At 36.3% G+C, this 22,637-nt stretch carries 18 protein-coding genes, 2 pseudogenes and 1 riboswitch; of the genes and pseudogenes, 6 read left to right on the top strand and 14 right to left on the bottom strand.

Going from position 1 to position 22,637, the window contains the following annotated elements:
- Window positions 1-9: 9 nt before the first annotated feature.
- The 3 genes from F4694_RS27840 to F4694_RS27830 form a co-directional block, all read right to left on the bottom strand.
- On the bottom strand, window positions 10-1,590 hold the full coding sequence (locus F4694_RS27840; protein ID WP_179603174.1) for a spore germination protein: 1,581 nt from the start codon (window positions 1,588-1,590) through the stop codon (window positions 10-12).
- Window positions 1,591-2,280: 690 nt separating this feature from the next.
- Complete coding sequence (locus F4694_RS27835) at window positions 2,281-3,225, bottom strand: aldo/keto reductase family protein (protein WP_179603173.1); 945 nt, start codon at window positions 3,223-3,225, stop codon at window positions 2,281-2,283.
- 573 nt (window positions 3,226-3,798) lie between these two features.
- Window positions 3,799-4,047, bottom strand: coding sequence for a hypothetical protein (locus F4694_RS27830; RefSeq protein WP_218895872.1), 249 nt, complete (start codon window positions 4,045-4,047; stop codon window positions 3,799-3,801).
- A gap of 42 nt (window positions 4,048-4,089) precedes the next feature.
- On the opposite strand from F4694_RS27830, the gene F4694_RS31900 reads away from it, so the two are divergent.
- Window positions 4,090-4,281: a hypothetical protein gene (locus F4694_RS31900; RefSeq protein WP_218895871.1), complete on the top strand. Its 192-nt coding sequence runs from the start codon at window positions 4,090-4,092 to the stop codon at window positions 4,279-4,281.
- A gap of 57 nt (window positions 4,282-4,338) precedes the next feature.
- On the opposite strand, the gene F4694_RS27825 is transcribed toward F4694_RS31900, so the two are convergent.
- The 4 genes and pseudogenes from F4694_RS27825 to F4694_RS27810 form a co-directional block, all read right to left on the bottom strand.
- On the bottom strand, window positions 4,339-5,373 hold the full coding sequence (locus F4694_RS27825; RefSeq protein WP_179603171.1) for a M28 family peptidase: 1,035 nt from the start codon (window positions 5,371-5,373) through the stop codon (window positions 4,339-4,341).
- Window positions 5,374-5,500: 127 nt separating this feature from the next.
- Window positions 5,501-6,361, bottom strand: a complete 861-nt coding sequence (locus F4694_RS27820) for an amidohydrolase family protein (RefSeq protein WP_179603170.1) — start codon at window positions 6,359-6,361, stop codon at window positions 5,501-5,503.
- A 382-nt stretch (window positions 6,362-6,743) separates the two neighbouring features.
- Window positions 6,744-7,064 carry a ribonuclease E inhibitor RraB gene (locus F4694_RS27815; protein WP_257029434.1) on the bottom strand — a complete coding sequence of 107 codons (321 nt, stop codon included), beginning with the start codon at window positions 7,062-7,064 and terminating at the stop codon, window positions 6,744-6,746.
- Window positions 7,065-7,271: 207 nt separating this feature from the next.
- Window positions 7,272-7,763 (bottom strand): annotated as a pseudogene (locus F4694_RS27810) (DUF7916 family protein); the annotation flags it as partial.
- A gap of 1,057 nt (window positions 7,764-8,820) precedes the next feature.
- Between F4694_RS27810 and F4694_RS27805 the strand changes: the two are divergent.
- From F4694_RS27805 to F4694_RS27785, 5 genes are all read left to right on the top strand, one after another.
- Entirely contained in the window at window positions 8,821-10,368 is a 1,548-nt protein-coding gene (locus tag F4694_RS27805) for a spore germination protein (protein ID WP_179603167.1), read from the top strand.
- The gene (locus F4694_RS27800; RefSeq protein ID WP_179603166.1) at window positions 10,361-11,452 is read left to right on the top strand and encodes a Ger(x)C family spore germination protein; all 1,092 of its coding nucleotides are present in this window, start codon (window positions 10,361-10,363) and stop codon (window positions 11,450-11,452) included. Before F4694_RS27805 ends, F4694_RS27800 begins: the two co-directional genes overlap by 8 nt.
- On the top strand, window positions 11,449-12,537 hold the full coding sequence (locus tag F4694_RS27795; protein WP_179603165.1) for a GerAB/ArcD/ProY family transporter: 1,089 nt from the start codon (window positions 11,449-11,451) through the stop codon (window positions 12,535-12,537). The genes F4694_RS27800 and F4694_RS27795 overlap by 4 nt, the downstream gene beginning before the upstream one ends.
- A 440-nt stretch (window positions 12,538-12,977) precedes the next feature.
- Window positions 12,978-13,136, top strand: coding sequence for a hypothetical protein (locus tag F4694_RS27790; protein WP_179603164.1), 159 nt, complete (start codon window positions 12,978-12,980; stop codon window positions 13,134-13,136).
- Between the two features lie 81 nt (window positions 13,137-13,217).
- Complete coding sequence (locus F4694_RS27785; protein WP_218895869.1) at window positions 13,218-13,577, top strand: TNT domain-containing protein; 360 nt, start codon at window positions 13,218-13,220, stop codon at window positions 13,575-13,577.
- Between the two features lie 872 nt (window positions 13,578-14,449).
- Here F4694_RS27785 and F4694_RS27780 read toward each other — a convergent pair.
- The 7 genes and pseudogenes from F4694_RS27780 to F4694_RS27750 form a co-directional block, all read right to left on the bottom strand.
- Window positions 14,450-15,468: pseudogene (locus tag F4694_RS27780) on the bottom strand (thiazole biosynthesis adenylyltransferase ThiF).
- Window positions 15,465-16,232, bottom strand: a complete 768-nt coding sequence (locus tag F4694_RS27775; RefSeq protein ID WP_179603162.1) for a thiazole synthase — start codon at window positions 16,230-16,232, stop codon at window positions 15,465-15,467. The pseudogene F4694_RS27780 and the gene F4694_RS27775 overlap by 4 nt, the downstream one beginning before the upstream one ends.
- Before the next feature lies 1 nt (window position 16,233).
- Window positions 16,234-16,437 carry a sulfur carrier protein ThiS gene (gene thiS / locus F4694_RS27770; protein WP_179603161.1) on the bottom strand — a complete coding sequence of 68 codons (204 nt, stop codon included), beginning with the start codon at window positions 16,435-16,437 and terminating at the stop codon, window positions 16,234-16,236.
- Between the two features lie 11 nt (window positions 16,438-16,448).
- The gene (gene thiO, locus F4694_RS27765) at window positions 16,449-17,579 is read right to left on the bottom strand and encodes a glycine oxidase ThiO (RefSeq protein ID WP_179603160.1); all 1,131 of its coding nucleotides are present in this window, start codon (window positions 17,577-17,579) and stop codon (window positions 16,449-16,451) included.
- A gap of 1 nt (window position 17,580) precedes the next feature.
- The gene (locus F4694_RS27760; protein WP_179603159.1) at window positions 17,581-18,153 is read right to left on the bottom strand and encodes a thiamine phosphate synthase; all 573 of its coding nucleotides are present in this window, start codon (window positions 18,151-18,153) and stop codon (window positions 17,581-17,583) included.
- Window positions 18,154-18,318: 165 nt separating this feature from the next.
- Window positions 18,319-18,427: riboswitch (TPP riboswitch) on the bottom strand.
- 325 nt (window positions 18,428-18,752) lie between these two features.
- Window positions 18,753-19,244 carry a hypothetical protein gene (locus F4694_RS27755; RefSeq protein ID WP_179603158.1) on the bottom strand — a complete coding sequence of 164 codons (492 nt, stop codon included), beginning with the start codon at window positions 19,242-19,244 and terminating at the stop codon, window positions 18,753-18,755.
- Between the two features lie 22 nt (window positions 19,245-19,266).
- The gene (locus F4694_RS27750) at window positions 19,267-21,981 is read right to left on the bottom strand and encodes a DUF3289 family protein (protein WP_179603157.1); all 2,715 of its coding nucleotides are present in this window, start codon (window positions 21,979-21,981) and stop codon (window positions 19,267-19,269) included.
- Between the last annotated feature and the right edge of the window lie 656 nt (window positions 21,982-22,637).

Genomic DNA, 22,637 nt, shown 5'->3' with positions numbered 1-22,637 from the left:
AAGCTAGTCTCATTCACCGCCTTTATTTCTTCCAGGCTTTAAATTCGGTCCTTGTCTTACGGCTTTGTATTCTCCTGTCAACTGAGGACGATGATTCATCTTCCATAATGGAGCACGAATGAGCGTATCCTTTAATGAATTTTTTTCTACAGTAGAGACTGGACTCAAATAGGGGAGCCCAAAAGATTTTAGTGATGATAAATGGATAATGAGTATGATTAGAGCTAGCATCACGCCAATTAATCCTAATGTGCCTCCTAAAATAATGATCGGAAACCTTAGCAATCGAATCGCTAGACCAATCGAATAGCGGGGAACCATAAAGGAAGCAATCCCCGTAATACTCACCACAATAATCATGGGTGCACCAACAATTCCTGCTTGAACCGCTGCCTGACCTATGACAAGTGCTCCGACAATACTGACTGCTGACCCCACCTGTTTTGGAAGACGGATTCCAGCTTCCCTTAATGCTTCAAAGGCAATTTCCATTAGTAAAGCTTCCACAATAGCAGGAAAAGGAATCCCCTCTCTAGCGGAAGCGATACTGATGAGCAGATCTGGTGGAACCATTTCCTGATGAAACGTTGTAATGGCCACATATACAGAAGGGAGGAATAAGGATATTGCTAAGAAAAGAAAACGAAGAACCCGAATAAACGTCCCTATCCAAAACCGCTCATAATAGTCCTCTTGTGATTGAAATAAACTAAAAAAACTGACTGGTGCGATTAAAGAAAAGGGTGTCCCCTCAATCATTAAAATCGCCCTGCCCTCTAGCAGGTTAGCGGAAACAACGTCTGGCCGTTCCGTATACAATACTTGTGGAAAGGGAGAATACGGATCATCTTCAATGAATTGCTCAATATATCCACTTTCTAATACCCCATCAATATTAATGGTTTGGAGGCGCCTTTCGATTTCTTCAATTAATGTATTGTCTGCCAATCCCTCAATATAAGAGATCACAACCTTGGTTTTCGTATACTTGCCAACAAGGATGGTTTTCATTTTTAATGCCGGATCTTTGATAATCCGACGCAATAAAGAGATATTGACACCGAGTGATTCAGTGAAACCTTCTCTCGGTCCTCGAATGGCGGTCTCAGCCTGAGGCTCTTCGATCGAGCGCTTTTCATATTTCACCAACCCCAGTGAGAGTGCCTCTTCGTACCCATCAAAAAGCAAAATGGGGCTACCGTTACCAATGGAATCGATACATGCGGAGTACGTAGAAATATTTTTTATATTGGAAATAGGTAATTTGTTTTTAACAGAAAGAAGGAAGTCACTTTCATCAAACTCGGTTTTATCTAATAATGTTTCTAGTACTTGTTGGTCTAGCTTTTGAGTATCACTTAAACCATCTATATAAATAATGCAGGCGTCTTTTTCACCAACAACAAAAGAACGAAAAATCACATCTGAACTTTCTTGGTATAAAGAGGAGAAGAATTCAATATTTTCTTCAATCTTTTGGGTTAACGGGATGTCCTGTGATGCCTGTTTGGGTGCCTTTTGTGCCTTCGTTGTTTTTCTTGAAGGCCCCCTTCTAATTCGAATCACCACAGCCTCCTCCTTAAAATTCATGTATAAAGTTAAATTTCCTTATATTATCAAAAACTATACAAATTGGAAATGAGTAAAAAATAATTGACACAATAGAAAAAGTGCCTGACACTAGTCGATATTTATAACATCGATGACAGGCACTTTAGCTTCCGACTTATTCATATTGGATTCCACTTTATTCTACCAATTACTTTTGAATTTGACCTAAAAAAAATCTAGTAATACTCTGATTATTAAAGCAACTTTATCCAGTGTTCACTGAAAGAAAAAAGAAGGTGACTACATTTTCGTTGTCTCCTTCTTTTCGTTTCAAATAATGAAGGTGTCTTTTCTATCTGTTTCCACTTTTTAAAAAAATGTCGCCAATTAACATATGCTATACGGTCATCTTCCAAAAATCATCTGAAGCTTTACCTGAGTCAAGTCACTGATGTCATTAATTCTTAAAGAAACAAAAAACTCTTATCTAAAAATAACGGTTCTCTTTTGGAAGTACCAAAATAGGAATAGTTCTTGTTTTTCTAGGAAATAACCATTAAACGATTGTGCTATTGAGATAAAAAATCATGCCGTACTGTAAAATATTAATAACAACAAAAATAGAGTGCTAAAGCCTTTGAAGCTGTAGCACTCTATTTATTATGTTATGTTCATTTTGTCCTTACAAATTGACCTACTTACTTTTCAGCATTCAATCTAAGAGTGTCTCTATGCCAAAATCCCCTCAATTTTTTCAATAACCTCATTCGTAAGTTCAATTTCAACGGCTTTGACATTTTCTTCTACTTGGCTTGGTCTACTTGCACCAATTAATGCGCTTGAAACATTTGGCTGGCGTAAAATCCATGCTAACGCAAGGCTAGGTAGATTGATTTCTAATTCCTTGGCGATCTTCTCTAACTGTTCCACCTTCGTAAAGGTAGTCTCCGTCAACATCCCCTTCATGAAGTTGTTGATTTCTGCATTGGAGGCACGGCTATCCTCTGGAATGGTATTTCCTTTATATTTTCCTGTTAAAATCCCCTGAGCGAGAGGAGAAAAGACCACCTGTCCGATCCCATGCTTAGAACTCACCGGAATAACTTCCTTTTCAATATAGCGGTTTAACATGTTATATACAGGCTGGTTCACGACTATTCGATCCAAAAGGAATTTATCAGCCACAGAGACTGCCTCTTCAATCTGAGCGGCACTCCATTCACTTACACCAGCATAAAGAATCTTCCCTTGACGAATTAAATCATCAATGGCTCTCAACGTTTCTTCCACTGGCGTTTCTTGATCATAGCGGTGACAATAAAAAATATCCACATAATCTAAGTTCATTCGCTTCAAGCTCGCATTGGCTTGTTCAATCACATGTTTCCTAGATAATCCGCGATCATTCGGACCTTCACCCATTGGCCAGAACGCTTTTGTCGTAATGACATAGGATTCACGTGGATATTCCTTTAAAGCCCCAGCCATAACGCGTTCACCTTCACCACGCTCGTAAACATTGGCAGAATCAAAGAAGTTAATCCCTAGTTCATATGCTTTATGTATGGTTTTCTCAGCCGTGTTATCTTCCACCGTTTTCCCATATGTTAACCAGCTGCCTAAACTTATTTCACTTACCTTTAACCCACTATTCCCTAAACGTCTGTATTTCATCCAAATCATACCTCCCTGGATAATTAGTAAAGGACCTTCGTATAAACTATATAAAATTTAGACTATTTTTACAATTATGAAATACTGCAGGATTAGATTTAACGTTGTCCGATTTAAATCAAGAAAATAAATCAGGTTTTTCTTTTAGTAAATGAATTAGCAAGTCTGTCATCTTTACTGTGTCACATACTCTTACTGTTGCATCGCCAAATTGTCCTTTGTTTGAGATGTGCTAACCTAATTTATCAAAAGTGATCCTTATATTATTGTAAAAAATATAAAGCCTGTGATATTTTACTTATAGTAAAATTCACAGGCTTTTCTCTATTAAAGGAAGGTTTTGTCCTAGCCTCTTATTGAAAGTTATTTATTCAAAAACCTATTCTTATCTCTTATTCCCACTGTCTATCCTTATAGCCTTTACCTTTGATTCCTTCATTTATTTCTTTAATAACATCTTTTCCACCGCGTTGCATGTACTCATCCACAAGTTATCCCAATCAGAAACAGGGCATTTCCAGCAATCATCTTGGATTGTTCGTTGATTAAGAACTGTGTCAATTCAGCACCTTTTTAAGAATTTGTTTCGGAGATTACACCGATAGATGGATTGATATACATCTTATTGGCTTCAAACATCGTTTGAAACGTTGTCGTCAATTCCTTCATAGCCGGGGTTTTATAGGCATCCGCATAGCTGATTTTTGCATCTGTTGGAACCTGCTCCAGGTTACCTAAGAAATAGGTGGATGGCGCAAGTCCAGCAGTTGAGAATTCTGGTGGTATGACACGATTGTTTTTGAATGGAACGGTGGTAGACATGCCGTCATACACGGAGAATATGAATGGCACCCTCGCTTTGGAGTGACTCTTCATACAGACCAAGGCTTTCATAATGGAGATATTGAAAAAGATATTAAACCTTTCTATGCTAGTCTTCTTGAGGAAATCGTCGGATTCTTCAAAACAAGAAAAAGCCACGTTCCTGCAGAAGAAACGTTGGAATTCATCTCGTTATGTAGTCAAATAAACAAGATTAGGAATGAACTACTTTAAAAAGGTAGTTTAAAATGTAATATTTAGAAAAGGCGAAAAAGAGAGCACACGGCTGGATTAAAGTATCCCCAAGTCTTTCAAAGTTGATTTGATTTTTACTAAATCATTATTTGGAGTTTTTGACAATTCACTAATCAAGAAATCACATATGCGGTCAAGATTATGATGAGGTCCTATTTCAGCTTTAAAAAAACGGCTTAGTTCAGCTGTTTCAGATTCATGATTGAATGGAGGATTTTCAGCAGAGGTAAGTAAAAATTCATCATTATTATCACCAAATTTCCTGTTTATTGTTAGAATGCAGTGTGTGATATAGGTAGAGATATTTGATATCTTCACAAGATTTAATTTTTCAAATGTATCTTTCCGGGTATGATAGTTGGGATCAAGACCACATGTGAAAAATAGGTTGGGCTTCCTGTTACGTTCAAAGATATAATTATCGGATAAATGAAATATTCTTCTGCTTCTTAACCGGTATACTTGAAGATTTTTTATATGATTTTGTGTGATTTCAATAGATTGCGATAGGAATGGGGATGTATTTGCTCCAATCACGAACAAAGAGTTTTCACGGTCTTTTACACCTACAGAATGACCACACAAATCTAAAATAAATGCCCCAAGAAAATGATCGTAATTTAATCGTTTTTGACTATCGCGATAAAAATGTATACTACCCATACTTTTGGTTAAAAAGTATCTGTGTTCCTCCATATCAAAAATTGCTAGAACAATATTTATATTTAAGTTTGATGACATTAATGAATCAAGCACAGACAGTAGTATTCCGATGGCAGCAGCATTATCATTTGCCCCTGGACAGCCATTTATATGATCATAGTGGGCTCCTAAAAGCAGCCATTTATCACCGTGTCCCTTTCTTCTGGCAAGGAGATTTCGTCCGATCTTACCATCAAAAGCGGTATAGGTTTGTTCCCATTCTTTCTCTACTAATGGAGTTAACGACAACTTCTCAAACTGTTCCAAGATAAGTTTTCTTGCAACCTCATGCCCTTTTGTTCCTGGTACTCGTCCATTTAGGTTCGGATTGGATAACTTTTGGATGAGCTTACTATATTCTTTTTTCAACAAGTATCCCTCCTTTGGCGTTCTCTATGTAAGGAGCAATTACATTTGCTAGAAAAATGACTATTAGCCTTGAACCTTTACTATGATTACACTTAAGGGATCCTTTTTGGGAATAACACATTCGTTTTCAATTAATCAATCCTAAAAAGTTTTTCCCAAGAATATATTCCTTTTGGTTATCAGGAATTTGAAGTGACTCAATCCAACTTTTCTTAGCTGAATAGTCATATTCATTAAATTTTTTCATTCCATATGGTCCGTCGCAACCATAAAGCACTTTACGATACCCTAGAGATTCCACTGCATTCTTTACTATAGACGGATTAAGATAATCACTTGATGTATCAACATATACATTTGGTTGATCCTTAACGAATTTCCACAGTTGTTTCCAAAAAGGAAGACCGGCATGAGCATAAATCACTTTAAGTTTCGGATATCTTTCAGGCAAATATTTAAACGAGTCTGGTTCTGAAGATAGATGTATAATCATAGGTATTGCTTTTGATTCACACATAGCTGCAACAGGATCAAGTGCCTTAATACTATATCCATGCATGAACGGATGAGCTTTTACTCCGATAAATCCGGGTTTATTAAGATAAACCTCTACATCTTCCACTGATTCAGGAATCAATGGGTTCACTGCAACCCAGCCTAGAAATCGGTCTGGAAACCGATCAATGGCAGCAACAACAATGTCATTATTCGGCTTGGTAAAAATTTTGTATGAATTCCCATAAAGTTTGAAATAGCCATCTTTGACTAGCCCATCATAAATTTTGAGTCCAATTTGTGGTGCATTCAGTATTAGAAAACGGAAAAAGCTTTGTAAATTATGTTGAAAAGTACTATCTACTTCAAACATGGTTTCATTCATGGGGGCAATCAAGGCTGTTTTAGATACATTATGTTTATCCATACCCTCTATCATTTTTTCGAGGGTCAACATTGTTTCATCCACATGAAAATGGCAATCAACGTTCATAAAGTTCCTCCCCATTTACAAGCTCACTCAATTTTCTAAAGGAAGTCAGTCTCTTAGATTCGCAAAAGGCCTCATATCATATATATTCTTAAATCTAATAATAAGACTTTTTCTACACTTTCTCGAGTCTTGCCCTTTTTGTTATTTTTCCAACATATGACCATATCTCATCAATCTGAATCAATCCCGTCAGTGCAGAAATGTGACATTTCTATATTATCGACTCTTAATGAGTGAAAGGTTTGATTAATAACGGTATTCAATCATTCAAAAAAAAGATGCCAGATACCCCCAATTTCTCGGGTGATACCTGGCACTATTTTGAAATAATACATCAAAGGACGGTTCAAGCACATGCTTCTTTTTGATTCCTTCAATCCTTTTAATCTACAAAAACGCCCCAACCGTCAGAATAACCACCATGTGGTTTACTTAGGTTATTTAATTTACTCTGTATTTTAATTAATTCATTATAATTTAATAACATTCTTTTAGAGCAACAACATGCCCACTCTTCCGTTTCGTCGTCTTGCTCTAAGAAACAATTGAACCCTTCATTCTTTAGTACTTGCGATAATACTTCACCTGTTGCTTTATCAGGTACGGCAACAAAAAAGTCCACTGATTGTTGTTTCTTAAAATCTAATCCATCTTTATATAGACTATGTAAAGCCTCTCCATCAGCATCATTGGGAAATTTCATTCGGTTTTCCTCCATATTCTAGTACATTCAATGTTTTTATTATAATTCACTTACATCTGTTCGACTAACCAAAATTTTTATTGTTCAAAAAGATATAATCCTATGTGTGTTTCCCCTATTAATAATAAACAATTAGATATTTAATATGAATCTTGAATTGAAGTTCGATATTTCAGCAACCTCTGAACACGTTTAACCTTCCTGCTCAATTTTCTCATTGGTTACCCCTGATTTTGGGTTACCAGTTAAACAAACAAAATCACATCCCAATTTCTTTGCCATCGCTAGTGAATTTTCAGTAGCTGTACGACCTTCCGGCAATGAATGCAATTTTTCTAAGGAATGAGCATTGTGATCAACAGGTTCAAGATTAATGCCGACTGGCAGATCAGTTAGTTCTTTTATTTTTTGTATAATTTTTTCAGCTACTTCGCTGCCTGCAGCATTTGGTTGAAATATGCTGTATGACTCAATCCCATTTACTACAGGGTTGAAAAAATCGAACAGGTTCAATAAAATCATATCCGCTCCGAATGCCTTCATCACTTCCGGGTTGGATACCTCTGGAAGTAAGGGTTGCGATGTCACTACCGTTTCTGCCATTATCGTTCTTCCTTCTGCTGCTGTGATAGCCTGCTTTAATTCTTTTCTACCCATTTGTCGAAAATCAGAACCTCTACAATCTAATATCCTTTTGATCTCATTCACCTCTATTATTTATTCTCCATTCTAGTGTTTCTACAGGTATTCATTTCTTCAATCTCTTTTACAAATATCAGGAAAGGTGTAAACGGTAATATCATCTAATATGTATTTGCAAAGTCATCTAATTCTCAAAATTCCATTTGTGTTATTTGCATTTCGCACACCCCTGTTTGTGTATGTATAAATTATCATACATTTATTCTACACCAAAATGACTTCCAGCATTGAGAGGTCATTATTTATTCAATTCTTCAAGCTCCATTGTAGTTTTCAAAAATAGTGCAGGCATATCCCAATTTTTGTGGATGGTACCTTGCACTATGTAATCCTTCTGTCTGCTTGTATTTATAATAACGTTCATATATAACCCAGTGATGGTATCTAGATTTGCTGTATGAATTGTTCGAATCGATGTCTCCTACATTAATTTTCTTACTTTCTTTTGTTCTATCATAGTGGTTTATGCACTACTTTTCATCGGTCTAAAATCTGTGAATCCGACGTGTGCGGTCTTACAGACGGTTACCAACGGTCATGGACATCGGTCTTCCTCAGTCTACCGAAAATAAACGAAAAACCGCACGAGTGAAAAACTCACTGTGCGGTTTTATTTGTAATAGTATCAATTTTTTTGGACCGACTGAGAATCGAACCCACCAGACCTGGCACGCAGATCTCAAGCAGTTTTGAAGACCATGGAGAAAATAATGAGGATATGCTTAATAAATTGTACTTGACCGTTAAAAAAAAGATGAGTCAACGAATATGGAAACAATGGCATTCTTGGCGATCTTTGACCTTAATGTTTCAGCTAAACCAATCTCATTAAAAGATCTATTGCTGCTTTGAATATACTTTCATTTTTATTTTCATCTTTATGTCTCATGAAAAAAATAAGAAACGACCATTCGATTAATGTCAAGTAAGCGAGTATATAATTCAGAGACTTACAAAAGATAACATAAAGGTAAATTAATTTAATCATAGTGCTTTTCAGAATGAAATATAGGCACTAAGAAAATATAAACGACTGTTCGATTAAAATTAAATTATGAATGATATTCTATTTCCCTCAAAAACTAAATTATTATTGCTTTTCTTGGGGTGGTTTTATTTGTTTAGAAAACAAAATCATAAGAATAAACTAATAAGAAATATAGATGGGTTTTTGATACAAGCATCAAAATCTAGTGATTTCAAAACACTTCATTTAGATAAACCTAATATTGAATTATTCTTTTTCAGCACATTAATTGATGAAGAAACACTTAATCATTTTCTATTACTACCATTACAAGAGCATTCACCTTTCGAGAACATAAATGATGTAATTAAATATATACCGATTAGTGAAATTCACCTATGTTCAGAAAACCCTGAACAAGCGGGAGAAAAGATTCGCAAAGGTCACATTTTAATTCGGTTAAAAAGTGATAATACAAATTTTGCTCTTGTTAATGTAAAGAACGGCAAACGTGGGCTTAGAGAAAGCAACGATACAGAGAATGAATTTAGTGTTGTGGGACCAAAACTTGGCTTCATTGAAGATATCGAAACGAATATGAAATTATTAAGACAACAATTTTCAGGCTCAAAATTAATATTTGAAGAGTTGACAATGGGTTCCATGACTACCACACGTGTTGTTATTGGATATATAGAAGATATAACAAACTCAGAACATGTAAATACTGTTAGGCAAAGACTACGTGACCTGGATCTTGATTTTGTCGAAAGTGCCCTGATAGACCAAACGATCTCAGATCATTCGAATACCCCTTTTCCTTTATTCTTATCCACAGAAAGAGTAGATAGGGTGACGTATACCTTACTTTTAGGTCAAGTGATTATTATCTGTGATGGCTCACCCTATGTCATTACAGGTCCCTCCACTTTTTTTGATTTCTTTATCTCTCCAGAGGATTACTACTTACCTTGGATTGTGGGGTCTTTTTTTCGAATCATCCGTTTATTTGGAGTGTTTTTTTCTGTCTTTGCTACACCTTTATATGTCGCCATTCTCACACATCATTACGTTATTATTCCAAAGGATCTTCTCGGTCCAATCATTGAGTCTCGAGTAAATGTACCATTTCCTCCCTTTTTAGAGGTGATATTTCTAGAAATAACAATTGAATTACTACGTGAGGCTGGGGCCAGATTACCTACTAAGGTAGGTCAAACGTTAGGGATTGTTGGTGGGATCGTTATAGGACAAGCTTCAGTAGAAGCAGCATTGTCAAGCAATGTCCTTCTGATTATTGTTGCACTTTCAGCTTTAGCCTCTTTTACCACGCCCATTTTTAAAATGGCAAACACGATTAGGCTACTAAGATTTCCATTGGTATTATTAGCAGCCGGGTGGGGTGGATTTGGAATAATTGCTGGTTTTACATTGATGCTGGGTCATTTAATGCGATTAAAATCATTTGGCACACCATACTTAGCTCCAATATACCCTTTTAGAATTACTGACTTCAAGGATGGCTTTATTAGATCTCCATTTCGATATACAACTACAAGACCTAGTTTCTTACGCCCCCAAAAGAAACGTAGGTATCAGGTTAACGAGGGTAAGGATGAATTTGACGATGAATAAAACTAATTTTTGTGTGTGCTTTCTGATTATACTTTTGTTATTCTCATCAACAGGATGTACACGCGACAAGGTTATAGATGAAATTATAGTTATCTCTGATATGGGATTTGATTTAGAAGACGGAAAAATTCTTGGAAGCGCAACTTATCCAAGTTTATTTATACCAGGCCATAAGGGACCAGATGTTGTTCATGGTATTGCTAGTACTAATACCGGTATATTAACTTCTTTTAACAACCAATCCGCTTCTCCAATGGAGGTTGGTCAAACAAGGATAATTGTAATCAATGAACGATTAGCTCAAAAAGGAATCGGAGATTTAATTACTACCCTTAAGAGAGACCCTATTATTGGAAGTAATACTTATTTGGTCATTTCAAAAGATAGGGCTGATCAGATTTTAGCTGTATCAGTTGATAAAACCCCATTTTATCTATCTAATCTAATAAAGCAGAATGAGGAAAACAACAATACACCTCCAACAAACCTCCATTCAGTTTTTTATCAGTATTACGGAACCGGACAAGATGTCTATATACCTTTTATTAAGATAAACAAGCATAAGATAGTTGAATTGGATGGATTAGCTATTTTTAAACAGGATAAAATGAAAATGAAAGTTAGCCAAAAGGACTCGATATTCTTCAAATTATTAAAAAGTAAAAAGAAAAATGGAAATTTTGAGTTCCCCTATTCAGCTAGCAGTGAAAAAAGGATATTAGATATTCGAATGGTGAAAGGTAAAACAAAATTCACAATAAGTGATCAAACATCCAAACAACCAAAAGTTAATGTTACATTAAGACTGAGTTGCTTTATTAAAGATGCACCTGAAGATATTGACCTTAGTGACCCCAAAAGAATGAAATCTATTCAGAACCAAATAGAAAAAAGGGTTTCCAAAAAAACGAAAGATTTAATTATCAGCTTACAGTCCAAAAATACAGACCCCTTTGGTTTTGGGGACTTATTTAGAGGAAGAGATCGAAATTGGAACGAGAAACAATTTTATAGGATTTATCCCGACATTAAATTCAAAGTTAACGTACATGTTAATTTACTACAATCGGGGGTAGGAAAGTGAATGTCACGAAGATAGATGAAAAATATTTAGTTTCAACCTTTTATGTTTTTTTCCTTATCCATGCTTCTCAAACTGGTATTGGTATGTTGAACTTTCAAAGGCTTGTCGCCCAATATACGGAACAAGACGCATGGATATCTGTTATTATTATGGGTTTAAGCACACATCTTATTGTGTGGATGATTTATAAGATGTTGTTACCCTCCTATGATATTTTAGCTATTCATGACCTATGTTTGGGTAGAATTCTTGGTAAAGTAATTTCAACTGGTCTCGTATTGTATTTTCTTCTAATGTCTGTTGTGGTATATAGAACCTATATAGAAATTATCCAACTTTGGATATTTCCATGGATAAGTACTTGGGAGCTGGGCTTATTTATTGGGTTTATTATTTATTACTTTGTGTCTGGAGGATTTCGTAAATTAACCGGGTTAGCGTTTTTTGGTGTAGTACTGCCAAGTATTTTATTTTTCACTCTTTATTTTCCACTCAGGTATGCACACCTAGATAACCTAATACCAATACTTAATCATTCTTTTATTGATATATTAAAGTCTTCAAAATCAGCAAGCCTAGTATTTGTTGGTTTTGAAACTTTGGTGGTCTATCATCCTTATATTAAGAATCCCGAAAAATCAAAAAAGTGGGCTCATATCGCTCTTTTATATACAACGTTTTTATATGTAGTAATCACTCTCGTTACATTAGTGTACTATAGCCAGGGACAGTTACAGGAGACACTTTGGCCAACACTTTCGATGACAAAAATCATTGAATTACCCTTTATAGAAAGGTTTGAGTATATCTTCATTTTCACTTGGTTTTTAGTGATCCTCCCTACGGTTTGCATTCCGATTTGGTCATGTACACGATTATTAAAGAAAATGTATAAAATGAGACCTAAACTATCTTTACCCTGTCTTATGATATTCATATACATTGTCTCGATCTTTATTGAAAATCAAGCAATGGTAGATACCTTAGGGAATCTAACAAACGAATTAAGTTTTTACTTTGTTTTCCTATACATACCGGTCCTTTTTTTCTTGTTTTCCATAAGAAGAAGACTAACAAACAGATAATTACTACAATACGCTATAAACTTTAAGAAATATCAAAATAAAATTCCTAGATGCATAATTTTCAAGGTTTACTCATATCGTTGAAGTATTTATATACTTGATATCCTAGCTTCGATTTGCTGGTTTAGTTTAAGTAAAATCCTTCACAATCTCTTCCATAACTCCAATTTAAATGTATTGCTCCATAATCTGATTGATTAGAAAAGGACGCCTTCTTATTAAAGAAAAGCGTCGATTGTTTAGTAACGCTTACTAAGATAAACCGATATTGTTTAAAAATACATGGTCAATATCCTTTAAAATGATTTATTTCCTTACTATAAAAGGTAAGGCTATTTTAATATATTGTTCTGCTGATAACGAACCGGGTTAGAGTTGTTGAATGTATTGATGCAATTATGAAAAAAACAAATTGTTCCCCGACCGATCTGAATAATTATTTGCAAAAGATAGATAAAGATCTTGCAGAAAAATATGCAGAAACCGGACAGTGGCCTGAACATATTCAGTTACCGAAAGACCCTGGCGTATTAAATCCTGACGGCTCCATCAACTGGGATGAAGTTCCAAAGGGCGGCTACGTACTCGAAATGCAATGAAAGAAACTCATATTCCAGACCAAGGAGAAGTTATTGACCGATACGGACCTGCAAATGGCAGATATACTTCACCTGTTATAGATGGTGAACCGTATAATTATGATCAGCGGTCATTACCTTTTGTCGGAGGATCCTTCAAAATATCATCAGTATAGAATAACGGGAGATTTCAATAACATTGAATCTTATGTTAATCAAACGCCAGACGCTGTCCTTAGGGAAAAAGTAACAACACTCATGGATGCTTATGACCTAACTTATGATGATTTAAAGATTCAAAAAGGTGATATTGCACCAGGTTTTGGTTCAACCGGCGGCGGCATTCAGTATGAAATGCCATTACCAGTAGATTTATTGGAAGGCTTTAGGCTTAGTAGAAAAAATAAAATAAGGTGTGAATACGTTGACAAGAGAGAATGCTTTAGAAATCATCCAAAATGAGAAATTACAGAATTTAAATTGGTTCGATCACCATAATATTAAACCAAAGAAGTTGGCATTAGCGAAAAAGCAAATAAATGGAAAGTATATACTTCAGACGAGCGTGCAAACCCGATCTCAGAGAAAGAATTCCAAACTGAAGGTGAAGCATTAGAAAATTTTATTAAACGATTAAGAGCGTTGAATAAATTTCAAAATCTCTAGAATGAAAGTAATTAAATTACTGAAAGAAAATTAATATAGCTAGAAATTAAGGACTAACCTCGATTGGTTAGTCCTTTACTTTTCCAACCCTGTTCTTCCTTTCAAAATCTGTTATTCGGACAAACAGTAGCTAATTCTTCTCCTACTAAATATTTTAATTCATCTGTGCTGAATTCTTAAAAGGATCTCCTGCTTTTAGGCATGAATTAATTTAGAAAAACCTTTAGAATGTCCTTTTACACGCTCCTCCCATAGAAAAAAGCGCCAGTATTAACCAGAATTCGGAAGTATCTTGACACTTTTATCGAAAAAAAGAGGGAACTATCCGATCCCTCCTTTGCTTATCTATTCAGATTAATTCTAAAAAGGAACAGATCGTTAAAATCCCTTTATCAAAGTTTTCTAAATTAAAATGTTCATTCGGAGCATGGAGATTTTCATCTGGCAACCCGAATCCCATTAAGACACTGACAAGTGACAGGCACCTTTATTAAGGAAATCAGCAAGTTTTGCCAACACGGCCTAATGACTAGCTCCATCTCATGATTTCGTATGATATTCTGCTCTTTTCATTTTCGGCCGAGAGTAGAATTACTAACATTGCTGTACATATCAAAATATAAAAAAATGACTACGATCCCTCCATAGGCAGCAGTTGTTCAATCTAATTAACCCAAGTATTTATGGTATAGCGACTTTGCTTCAGTAATATCCTTTGTTCCGTGCACTAAAACCCTTCCGTCTTTAAAAATGACTAATCGGTGAGTATCCACTGTATAAGATAATAGGTAAGGATTTCGCTGTACCGTTCCCCCTTGATTGATTAATAGTTTTTCTAAAGCTTCCAAATTACGTACAACAGGAACGGAAGGTCGTATCTGGACAGAATCTCTTCCACAAAGTACAGCTGACTTTGTTTGATTTTCAAAGGATAAAAATGGATAAGTGCGTTTTACTCCACAAGTAGGGCAATCCTCATTTTTCAGTTTATCCACATTTATGGAAGTATAATGGTTTTTCCATAAATCAAAAGAAACCAGTTTGTTTCTTAATGAATCCCAATCACCGACCAAAATTTTTAATGCTTCACTTATTTGATGAGAAACAACCATGTTAACCGCTGGATGAATAATTCCTGCTGTATCACACGTTAATCCTCCTAGCGGAACGGTTTCTAGTATACATGAAAGGCAAGGCGTTTTTTCTGGAATAATGGTGTAGGATATTCCGTAGCTTCCAACGCAAGCACCGTAGATCCATGGGACTCCGACCTTTTGTGAAACATCGTTTATGATCATTCTTGTTTCGAAATTATCAGTGGCATCAATGATAAGATTCACATTTTCAGCCAAGTTTCAAGCTCTACGACTGAGGCATCCGCAATGATTGCCTCAATGTGCACAGTAGAGTTAATGTCTGTTAAACGACTTTTAGCAGCGATTACTTTTGGAGTTCGATTATGGGCATCATCCTCTGTATATAATTGCTGCCGCTGTAAATTTGACCATTCTACATAATCACGATCAACAATCGTTAGTTTACCAATTCCAGCACGGACGAGTGCTTCGGCACTTGCTGTTCCAAGTGCCCCGGCTCCTATTATAAGTACATGCTTATTGAAAATTCGTTGTTGTCCCTCTTTTCCAATAGGTGAAAATAGTTCTTGTCGTGAGTACCGATTATTCACCCGATACTCATTCCTTCCTTTGGACTGCTTGCTGCAGCATATCTCTTTTTCTCGATTCGACCGGCTTCATAGCCTAATCGTCCAGCTTCGATCGCTAATCTCATTGCTTTTGCCATTTTTACAGGATCCTTAGCTGCTGATACAGCCGTATTTAATAACACACCATCGGCTCCTAATTCCATAGCCAATGCGGCATCAGCTGGTGAGCCAATACCAGCATCCACGATAACTGGAACAACCGCTTGTTCGATAATAAAGCTAAGGTTGACAGGATTGATGATACCTTGACCAGAACCTATTGGCGAGGCACCTGGCATGATAGCATGACAGCCGGCTTCTTGAAGTTTCCTAGCTAAAACTACATCGTCCGAGGTATAGGGGAGGACAATAAAGCCTTCCTTCACCAATTCTTCCGTTGCCTTTAGGGTTTCAATCGGGTCAGGAAGTAAGGTTTTATCACAGCCGATCACTTCCACTTTAATCATATCGCATAGGCCTGAAGCTTTCGCTAGTTTTGCGATCCGGACAGCCTCTGCTGCTGTTTTCGCTCCTGCAGTGTTTGGCAGCAGCCTATATTTATTGGTATCTAGCTGTTCTAAAAAATTCGGCTGGCTTGCTTCAAAAATATTCATTCGTCTAACCGCAAACGTAAGAATTTCTGCTTCGGAAACTTCCACCGCTTCCTTTTGGATTTCAAAGCTTGGATACTTTCCCGTTCCAAGTAACAAACGAGATTGAAAGGATAATGAACCTATTTTTAACATATCAACCGCCTCCTACAAAATGGACTATTTCAATTCGATCTTTATCTGATAATCTAGTACTTTGGTGTTCTACCTTGTTTACGATTTCACCGTTTACTTCCACAATAACGACCTTATTATGGATTTCATAATGTTCCAGAACATCGGAAATATATACTACATGTTCTGGTAATTGGATTAACTCCCCATTTAATACTACCCTCATGTTTTACCCTCCTATTGTACGGTTTCTTTGTGTCTTTCTAATTGAAAAGCTGAGAGTAGATTATCATTTAGCAAATTGCCTGCTACTAAATCAGCTACTAGTTTCCCTGTAATAGGGCTTAATAAAATCCCATTTCTAAAATGCCCAGCAGCAACAAATAACCCCTGCCATCTTGGATGCTCACCAATATAAGGAAGTCTATCTCCTGTCTGAGGCCGAATTCCCGACCACACTCGCCCCCATGCCGCATCCTTAATCTGCGGAACCAGTTGAGTAGCTCTTTCTATTAAACTCGCGATACCCTTAGGTGTAACTGTGTTATCATATGTATCTTCAATCATGGTCGCACCAATATAAATTTCCCCATTCCGTTTTGGTACGAGATAACATCGTTTATCTGAAAAAATCGTAGTGTTGATCATCGGCTTTTCCGTCCTAACCGAAAAGCATTCGCCTTTCACTGGATACACGTTAATATGAATTCCTGATTCACGCATTAATTTTGCAGCCCAAGCTCCAGTGGCAACGACAACTTGATCACAGTTTACGATGCCATTCGTGGTTATAACGCCTTTCACCTGACTGTTTTCAAATTTAAAAGACAGAACCTCCGTATTTTGGCGTATTTCCGCCCCAAAATTGACAGCTGCTTTTGCAAAAGCTTGTGTTAACTTTGCTGGCTGCACATGACCATCATTAGGGAGATACATCCCACCAGCTAAACTAGGTGACAGGGATGGCTCCATTTCTCTTAATTCCTTTGTATCCAGCCATTTTATTGCTGGATCCCACTTCCTTTGAAAGGTGACCTGTTTTTTTACTTCTAATGCGATTTCTTCGGATTCTGCAATTTTTAACATTCCTTTATTCACATACTCAATATCGACTCCGCTGTATTCAAATAACTCACAAGAGAGATCAGAAAACATCTTCTGACTTTTTAAAGCCATCTGGAATAAGGGACCGTCTTGTTCCAGCTCCGCTTGTGCTGCCAGCATTCCCGCAGCTGCACTTGAAGCTTGGCAAGCCAATTGATTCTTCTCAATAATGATTACTTTTCTTCCTATTTTTGATAGCTGATAGGCAATCGAGGCTCCGTTAATTCCTCCTCCGATTATGGCAACATCAAATGAATTTTCCAATTTATCCACCTCCATTATTTAATGCCTTACTATAAGCCTTTACTGCCAATAATGGGTCACGCGCTTCTAAAACACCTGACATGACAGCAATCCCATTTGCCCCTTCCTGTAGAACCTGCCTCGTATTATCAGGTGTTATCCCTCCGATGGCAATCACATCAATATCTATATTTGATAGCTTTTTTAATTCCTCAAGGCCATTTGGGATCTTACCTGGTTTTGATTGAGAATGGAAAACATGTCCGTATATAACGTAATTTGCACCCTTCTCTGTTGCTTTTAGACCTTCATGATAGGAATGGATAGAACTCCCTATCCTAAGCTGAGGAAAGTATTCTTTTACACTGGCAGCATCTAAACTATGAAAGGCTAATTGAACGCCTCTGGCCCCTGTTACTAGTGCAACATCTGCCCGGTCATTAATCATGATCTTTGATAGTGGTATGTTATTTTTTGTTAAAAGTTCGACTATTTGAATTAGTTCCCTAGCAGTTTTTTGTTTTTCTCGTATATGAATGGCAGTAATATATGGATGTATATCCTTGACAATTTCCCCTAACCGTTCGATTGCCATTTTACCATTGGATATAATATGTAACTCTTTCCCTTTAATACTCGTTAAAATACAAGTCCCTCCTATTTGAAGATTCTACTAATGAAATCAAGTAAACAACAAAAAACCACTTCCTACTAATAAGAAAGTGGTCGAAAAATTTGAAATAGAGCATTCGCTCTCCAAGTATCGAATTTCCCACTTCCCTACGCTGGTATAACCCAGATCAGGTTCATAGAGTCCCGAAGTAACACTTCAATCTCAGCCTTTTAAAAAGGCACCTCTAGCGGATTTGATTCATCTATTCATTTGAGATAATTACCCTACATGGATAATATTAGCACGTTGAATAGAAATGTCAATTTTCTGATTTTATTTATTGGTGGGAATAACTAGAGAAAAAAAGGTGCAAGGGACCATCAAAGGGATACCATATAAAACAGCAGCGCATTCTGGTAAGATAACGAATAAATAATGAAAAAAAGCGCCTTCTACCAAAGTAGAAAACACTTGTTATTATGGCATATTCTCGTGTTATTGTATGTCCTATATAACGTACAAATGTACCGGTGGTCTGTGTTTAGCACCTCTGTTTTATATGTTAGTCTATGGATAGTGTATCATTCAACAAGCTTATCCTCAATAAAATGCATCCGCTTCAGGACCTTTCCTTCCTTACTTTTATCATAAACATTGTACTCTTTTTGTAGTTCAACATCTGACCAAATGATCGATGCAATGAGATCATGTTTATGATGTTCCATCCGATCCGTATTCATGTAACTTTCATCAGGCTGCCAGTCTCTTGGCAAATCGTCACTTTCCCTATAGAAGGACATATAAAAAATCCTATTTTTTCCTTCTATTACGTTCATTTCACCTTCAACTGGATGATTCTCAATGTATTTTTCAACTAATTCTTTCAAATCTTTTAAATCTTTTGGTGGATTCAGAATCATGTAATGCTTTCTAAGAGTCATCACTTCTTCATCCTTTTTACCAACGACCTGTTCTGTATTGGCAATTTCGAAAATCTTTGTTTCCCCGCTTGATCCTTCATTTTTTGTACATCCAATTATGTAGAATGAAATGAAGAATGTACCAATAATCAAAACTAGAATCTTTAAATTAACTTTAATTGCTCAATTCCCCCTCAAATGGTATATCCATTTCCATTAAACTAACAAAGGGTTTATATTCGCCATCATAATCTTCATGGTGCTGTAAGACAAACCAAGCACGAAATCCTGCTAAGTTAACATACATTTTCTCCACGTCTGGCTGATCTAACCCAAAATGATCATATAAACGAACATGCATAACACCTTCAAAGTGATTGTTCTCTACTGAAAAATCTTTTACGGATATCGTATTCCCCCACGTATCATTTACAGTAATTGTAAGCCCGCCTATTCTATCACCCCAGCTGCTAAACGTCGGGTAAGAAGCATTATCCTGTATATTTTGATAAAATGTATTCGTTGCTTTTGTACTATTATCAAACCGAAGTGCTCCCAAATTTCCTCCATTTTTCTTTAGCTCATCCACTAAAGCATTTTTGACATAGTCAACATAGGCTTTAGTTGTCTCATGCTCACTAGCTTGTTGCGTTAAAGTCTGATTACTATAATCTGCACCAGTTCCCTCCTCAAAATGATCAATCATATCTAAAACTACATCTTCCATTTCTCCCGTAGAAAATAAGTCTGTTGACATCATCTCGAACTCATCAAATAATATACCTGGGAAATATGATTCAAGTAATTGAAGATGGAACATCCAGCTAATGTCAGTCATTTCATCTCCTGTATAATCATCCGTTTTCATATCATTCGCTACATTTCCATTTTCATCATGGCCTTCTGGTCTATCTGATTGAAAAATGACTAAATCGGATAAATCAGAGGTCAACGGTCTTGAATCCTCATTATCAAAAATCCCATCTCCATCACTATCTTTTTGGTCAGGTAAACTGGTTGGAAAGAAACCTTCAAAATGAATCGTAATTCCAAAAAACTCAAACGTGAATGTTCTCAATGGACCCATTTCTTGCCCATCGGATAATCCATCTCCGTCAGTATCTTTCATGCCAGGATTCGTGTAGATGATTCCGTATGGTGTTTTCATTCCTTCTATTTCATAAGTATCGGATAAGCCATCCCCATCTGAATCTAGCTCTCCATCACCTGGGTCATCTCTATTAACATCAAGCTTATTGGAGGAGTCCGTTTCCTTATTCCAAAGCTCCAGCCATTTTTTCTTATCAACAATCATATATTCACTAAGCTGAGTAGTTTCTATACTGATTGTATTCTTACTTGTATCTAACACAGAGGTAAGGCTTTCAAACATTTCCTTCTCATCATTATACCAAATGACGCCTAACTCTTGTTCCGATGTGTCCCCAAGCTGTGCTTCATCATAAGTAAAGATAATGCTTGCTTTATCAAATTCTGATTGAGTATTGATCCTTACAGGAGAACCAATGAGACCGTATAAATTAGCTGTTTTCATATTGCCTTTGTTTGTTGTAATTCTAGTCGTTTTATTCACATTATTCGTTGCATTAAAACTAACTTCTACACTAGTAATCTCTGATTTTTCCGGCTGATTAAAGGATTGACGAATCGTTTGTTTGTGGAGTTCTTGTGAATCCGTGACCTCGTCATTATCACTGTCTGCAGCATTCGGATTGGTCTTTAAAGCCAATTCATCTCCATCACTTAATCCATCGCTATCTGAATCATCCTTAGTAGGTAATGAATCAAACTGTTGTACTTCAAACCCGTCCGTTAAACCATCTTGGTCGGAATCTTTCTTAATCAAAGTTGTATGATGAACCTGCTCATCTTTATTCTTCAGGCCGTCTCCATCACTATCTTCATCTGCATCACTGATGCCATTTTGATCTGTATCAGATTTTGTTGGGGAAATAGTTGATTTTATCTCATATTCAATATTGTCCTCTAATCCATCTCCATCTGTATCCTTTTTAAAAGGATTCATTCCCTCTTGGAATTCTATTCCATCTGTTATCGTGTCACCGTCCGTGTCAGTAGTAGATTCAAAGAATTCTGTGTTTAATGTATAGCCTGCTTTTTCAAGTCCGTGTAACACTTGTTTATATGCATTTTCATAGGACTTTGCTGCAGGGATACCTAGATCTTTATCAAGAAACTCATTAGCTTTTTCAGTCATTTTCACAGCGTTATTCAAATGAGCATTTATTTTATTTCCGTTTTTATCCAATTGATCTGAGATATCTTTTAAGATGCCGATCGCATTTTTATTGACAATTTTACCCGATAAATAAAAATTAAAGAGTATATCAGCTAGTAATACTTCCGTTGGTTCATTAAAATCGTTATTTGTTGCATAGCCCCATAGATAGATGGTTAACTTATGTTTGATATCCAAGAGCAGATCACTTTTAAGAGCCACCTCTTTTATATACTCTACTTGAACGGCTTGTTCATATTGGTTAATCAATTGTTCAAACATTTCAAGTTCATTCATCTCTGTTTGCTTTAAGTCACCGTTCTTATCCAATTCCACCTTCAGATTATCTAGTGTATTAGCACCTAACTTAGCATTCTTTTCTTTTATGACTGTTACGAAACGCTTTAATTCATTTATTGCAACCTTGTCATAAATTAATCCATTTCTGGTATCCTCATAGAATTCATATTCACTTAACCACTGTTTTACATTTTCCTCACTAGATATCTTTTGTTGTCCTTGATTAGCATCGTTATTACCCTCGGCCGCCACTGTTTGCCCAATTCCGCCGAAAACAATAGCAGAACTCAATAAATAACTCAACATACTTTTTCCTTTATTTTTCAACATGTAATCTCCTTTATAAAAATATTCATTTAACCCCAAAAAAAAAACTATATTGAGAGAAACTGCATGCATTTACTATGGTGGGTACATATAAAACTTAATTGGTTTAATGATCGAAGCAAACGGTATAGTGCTTCCTATCCGAAAAAAACGGTCAAAATCCTTGATATTATGGCATTAAATCACCTCCCTCTATAAATATTAATCTATCAACGGTTTTCCACGTTGGAGTGGTATTAAAATAATATTTTTCGACACATGATCAACTGTATTTTATAAATCTGTGAAACTGTTACAGTAGCTATGTACGCTACGCCAACGCCTTCGGATAAACTTGGTTTGTGGTGGGTGGATCAGTATGTGATGCACAATAGATCTCTGTGCGGCTTATGGTGATGTGCCCTCCCATGTCTCTTGGCCAACATTCCTTAGTTCGGTCTAGTCATAAAGCAAAGGTTAGCGTTGCTCTTTTAGGAACTCTAGCTCGGATGGTGAAAATAGCGCAAGCTTCTCCGTGTCATCCTATTGTCTTACTGCTTCTTAAAAGGGTGATGGCGTAGCTGAATCGTCCATCTTTAATCAGACGAGCTATTCGGTCATGTTTAATTGGTAAATTATCGTCTAGCTCCTTTGGTTTTTTTCGTTCATAGGATTAACCA

The sequence above is a fragment of the Neobacillus driksii genome (assembly GCF_013409995.1).
Lineage (GTDB): Bacteria > Bacillota > Bacilli > Bacillales > Cytobacillaceae > Neobacillus > Neobacillus driksii.
Note: the sequence above shows the minus strand (reverse complement) of the source record. Positions and strands in the feature narration are given on the sequence as shown.

Coding starts and splice junctions, on each gene's coding strand:
- F4694_RS27840 (WP_179603174.1), bottom strand. CDS start 1,590: ATGAATTTTAAGGAGGAGGCTGTGGTGATTCGAATTAGAAGGGGGCCT.
- F4694_RS27835 (WP_179603173.1), bottom strand. CDS start 3,225: ATGAAATACAGACGTTTAGGGAATAGTGGGTTAAAGGTAAGTGAAATA.
- F4694_RS27830 (WP_218895872.1), bottom strand. CDS start 4,047: ATGTCTACCACCGTTCCATTCAAAAACAATCGTGTCATACCACCAGAA.
- F4694_RS27820 (WP_179603170.1), bottom strand. CDS start 6,361: ATGAACGTTGATTGCCATTTTCATGTGGATGAAACAATGTTGACCCTC.
- F4694_RS27815 (WP_257029434.1), bottom strand. CDS start 7,064: ATGAAATTTCCCAATGATGCTGATGGAGAGGCTTTACATAGTCTATAT.
- F4694_RS27805 (WP_179603167.1), top strand. CDS start 8,821: ATGAATGATATTCTATTTCCCTCAAAAACTAAATTATTATTGCTTTTC.
- F4694_RS27800 (WP_179603166.1), top strand. CDS start 10,361: ATGAATAAAACTAATTTTTGTGTGTGCTTTCTGATTATACTTTTGTTA.
- F4694_RS27785 (WP_218895869.1), top strand. CDS start 13,218: ATGGTGAACCGTATAATTATGATCAGCGGTCATTACCTTTTGTCGGAG.
- F4694_RS27775 (WP_179603162.1), bottom strand. CDS start 16,232: ATGTTAAAAATAGGTTCATTATCCTTTCAATCTCGTTTGTTACTTGGA.
- thiS (WP_179603161.1), bottom strand. CDS start 16,437: ATGAGGGTAGTATTAAATGGGGAGTTAATCCAATTACCAGAACATGTA.
- F4694_RS27760 (WP_179603159.1), bottom strand. CDS start 18,153: ATGGCAATCGAACGGTTAGGGGAAATTGTCAAGGATATACATCCATAT.
- F4694_RS27750 (WP_179603157.1), bottom strand. CDS start 21,981: ATGTTGAAAAATAAAGGAAAAAGTATGTTGAGTTATTTATTGAGTTCT.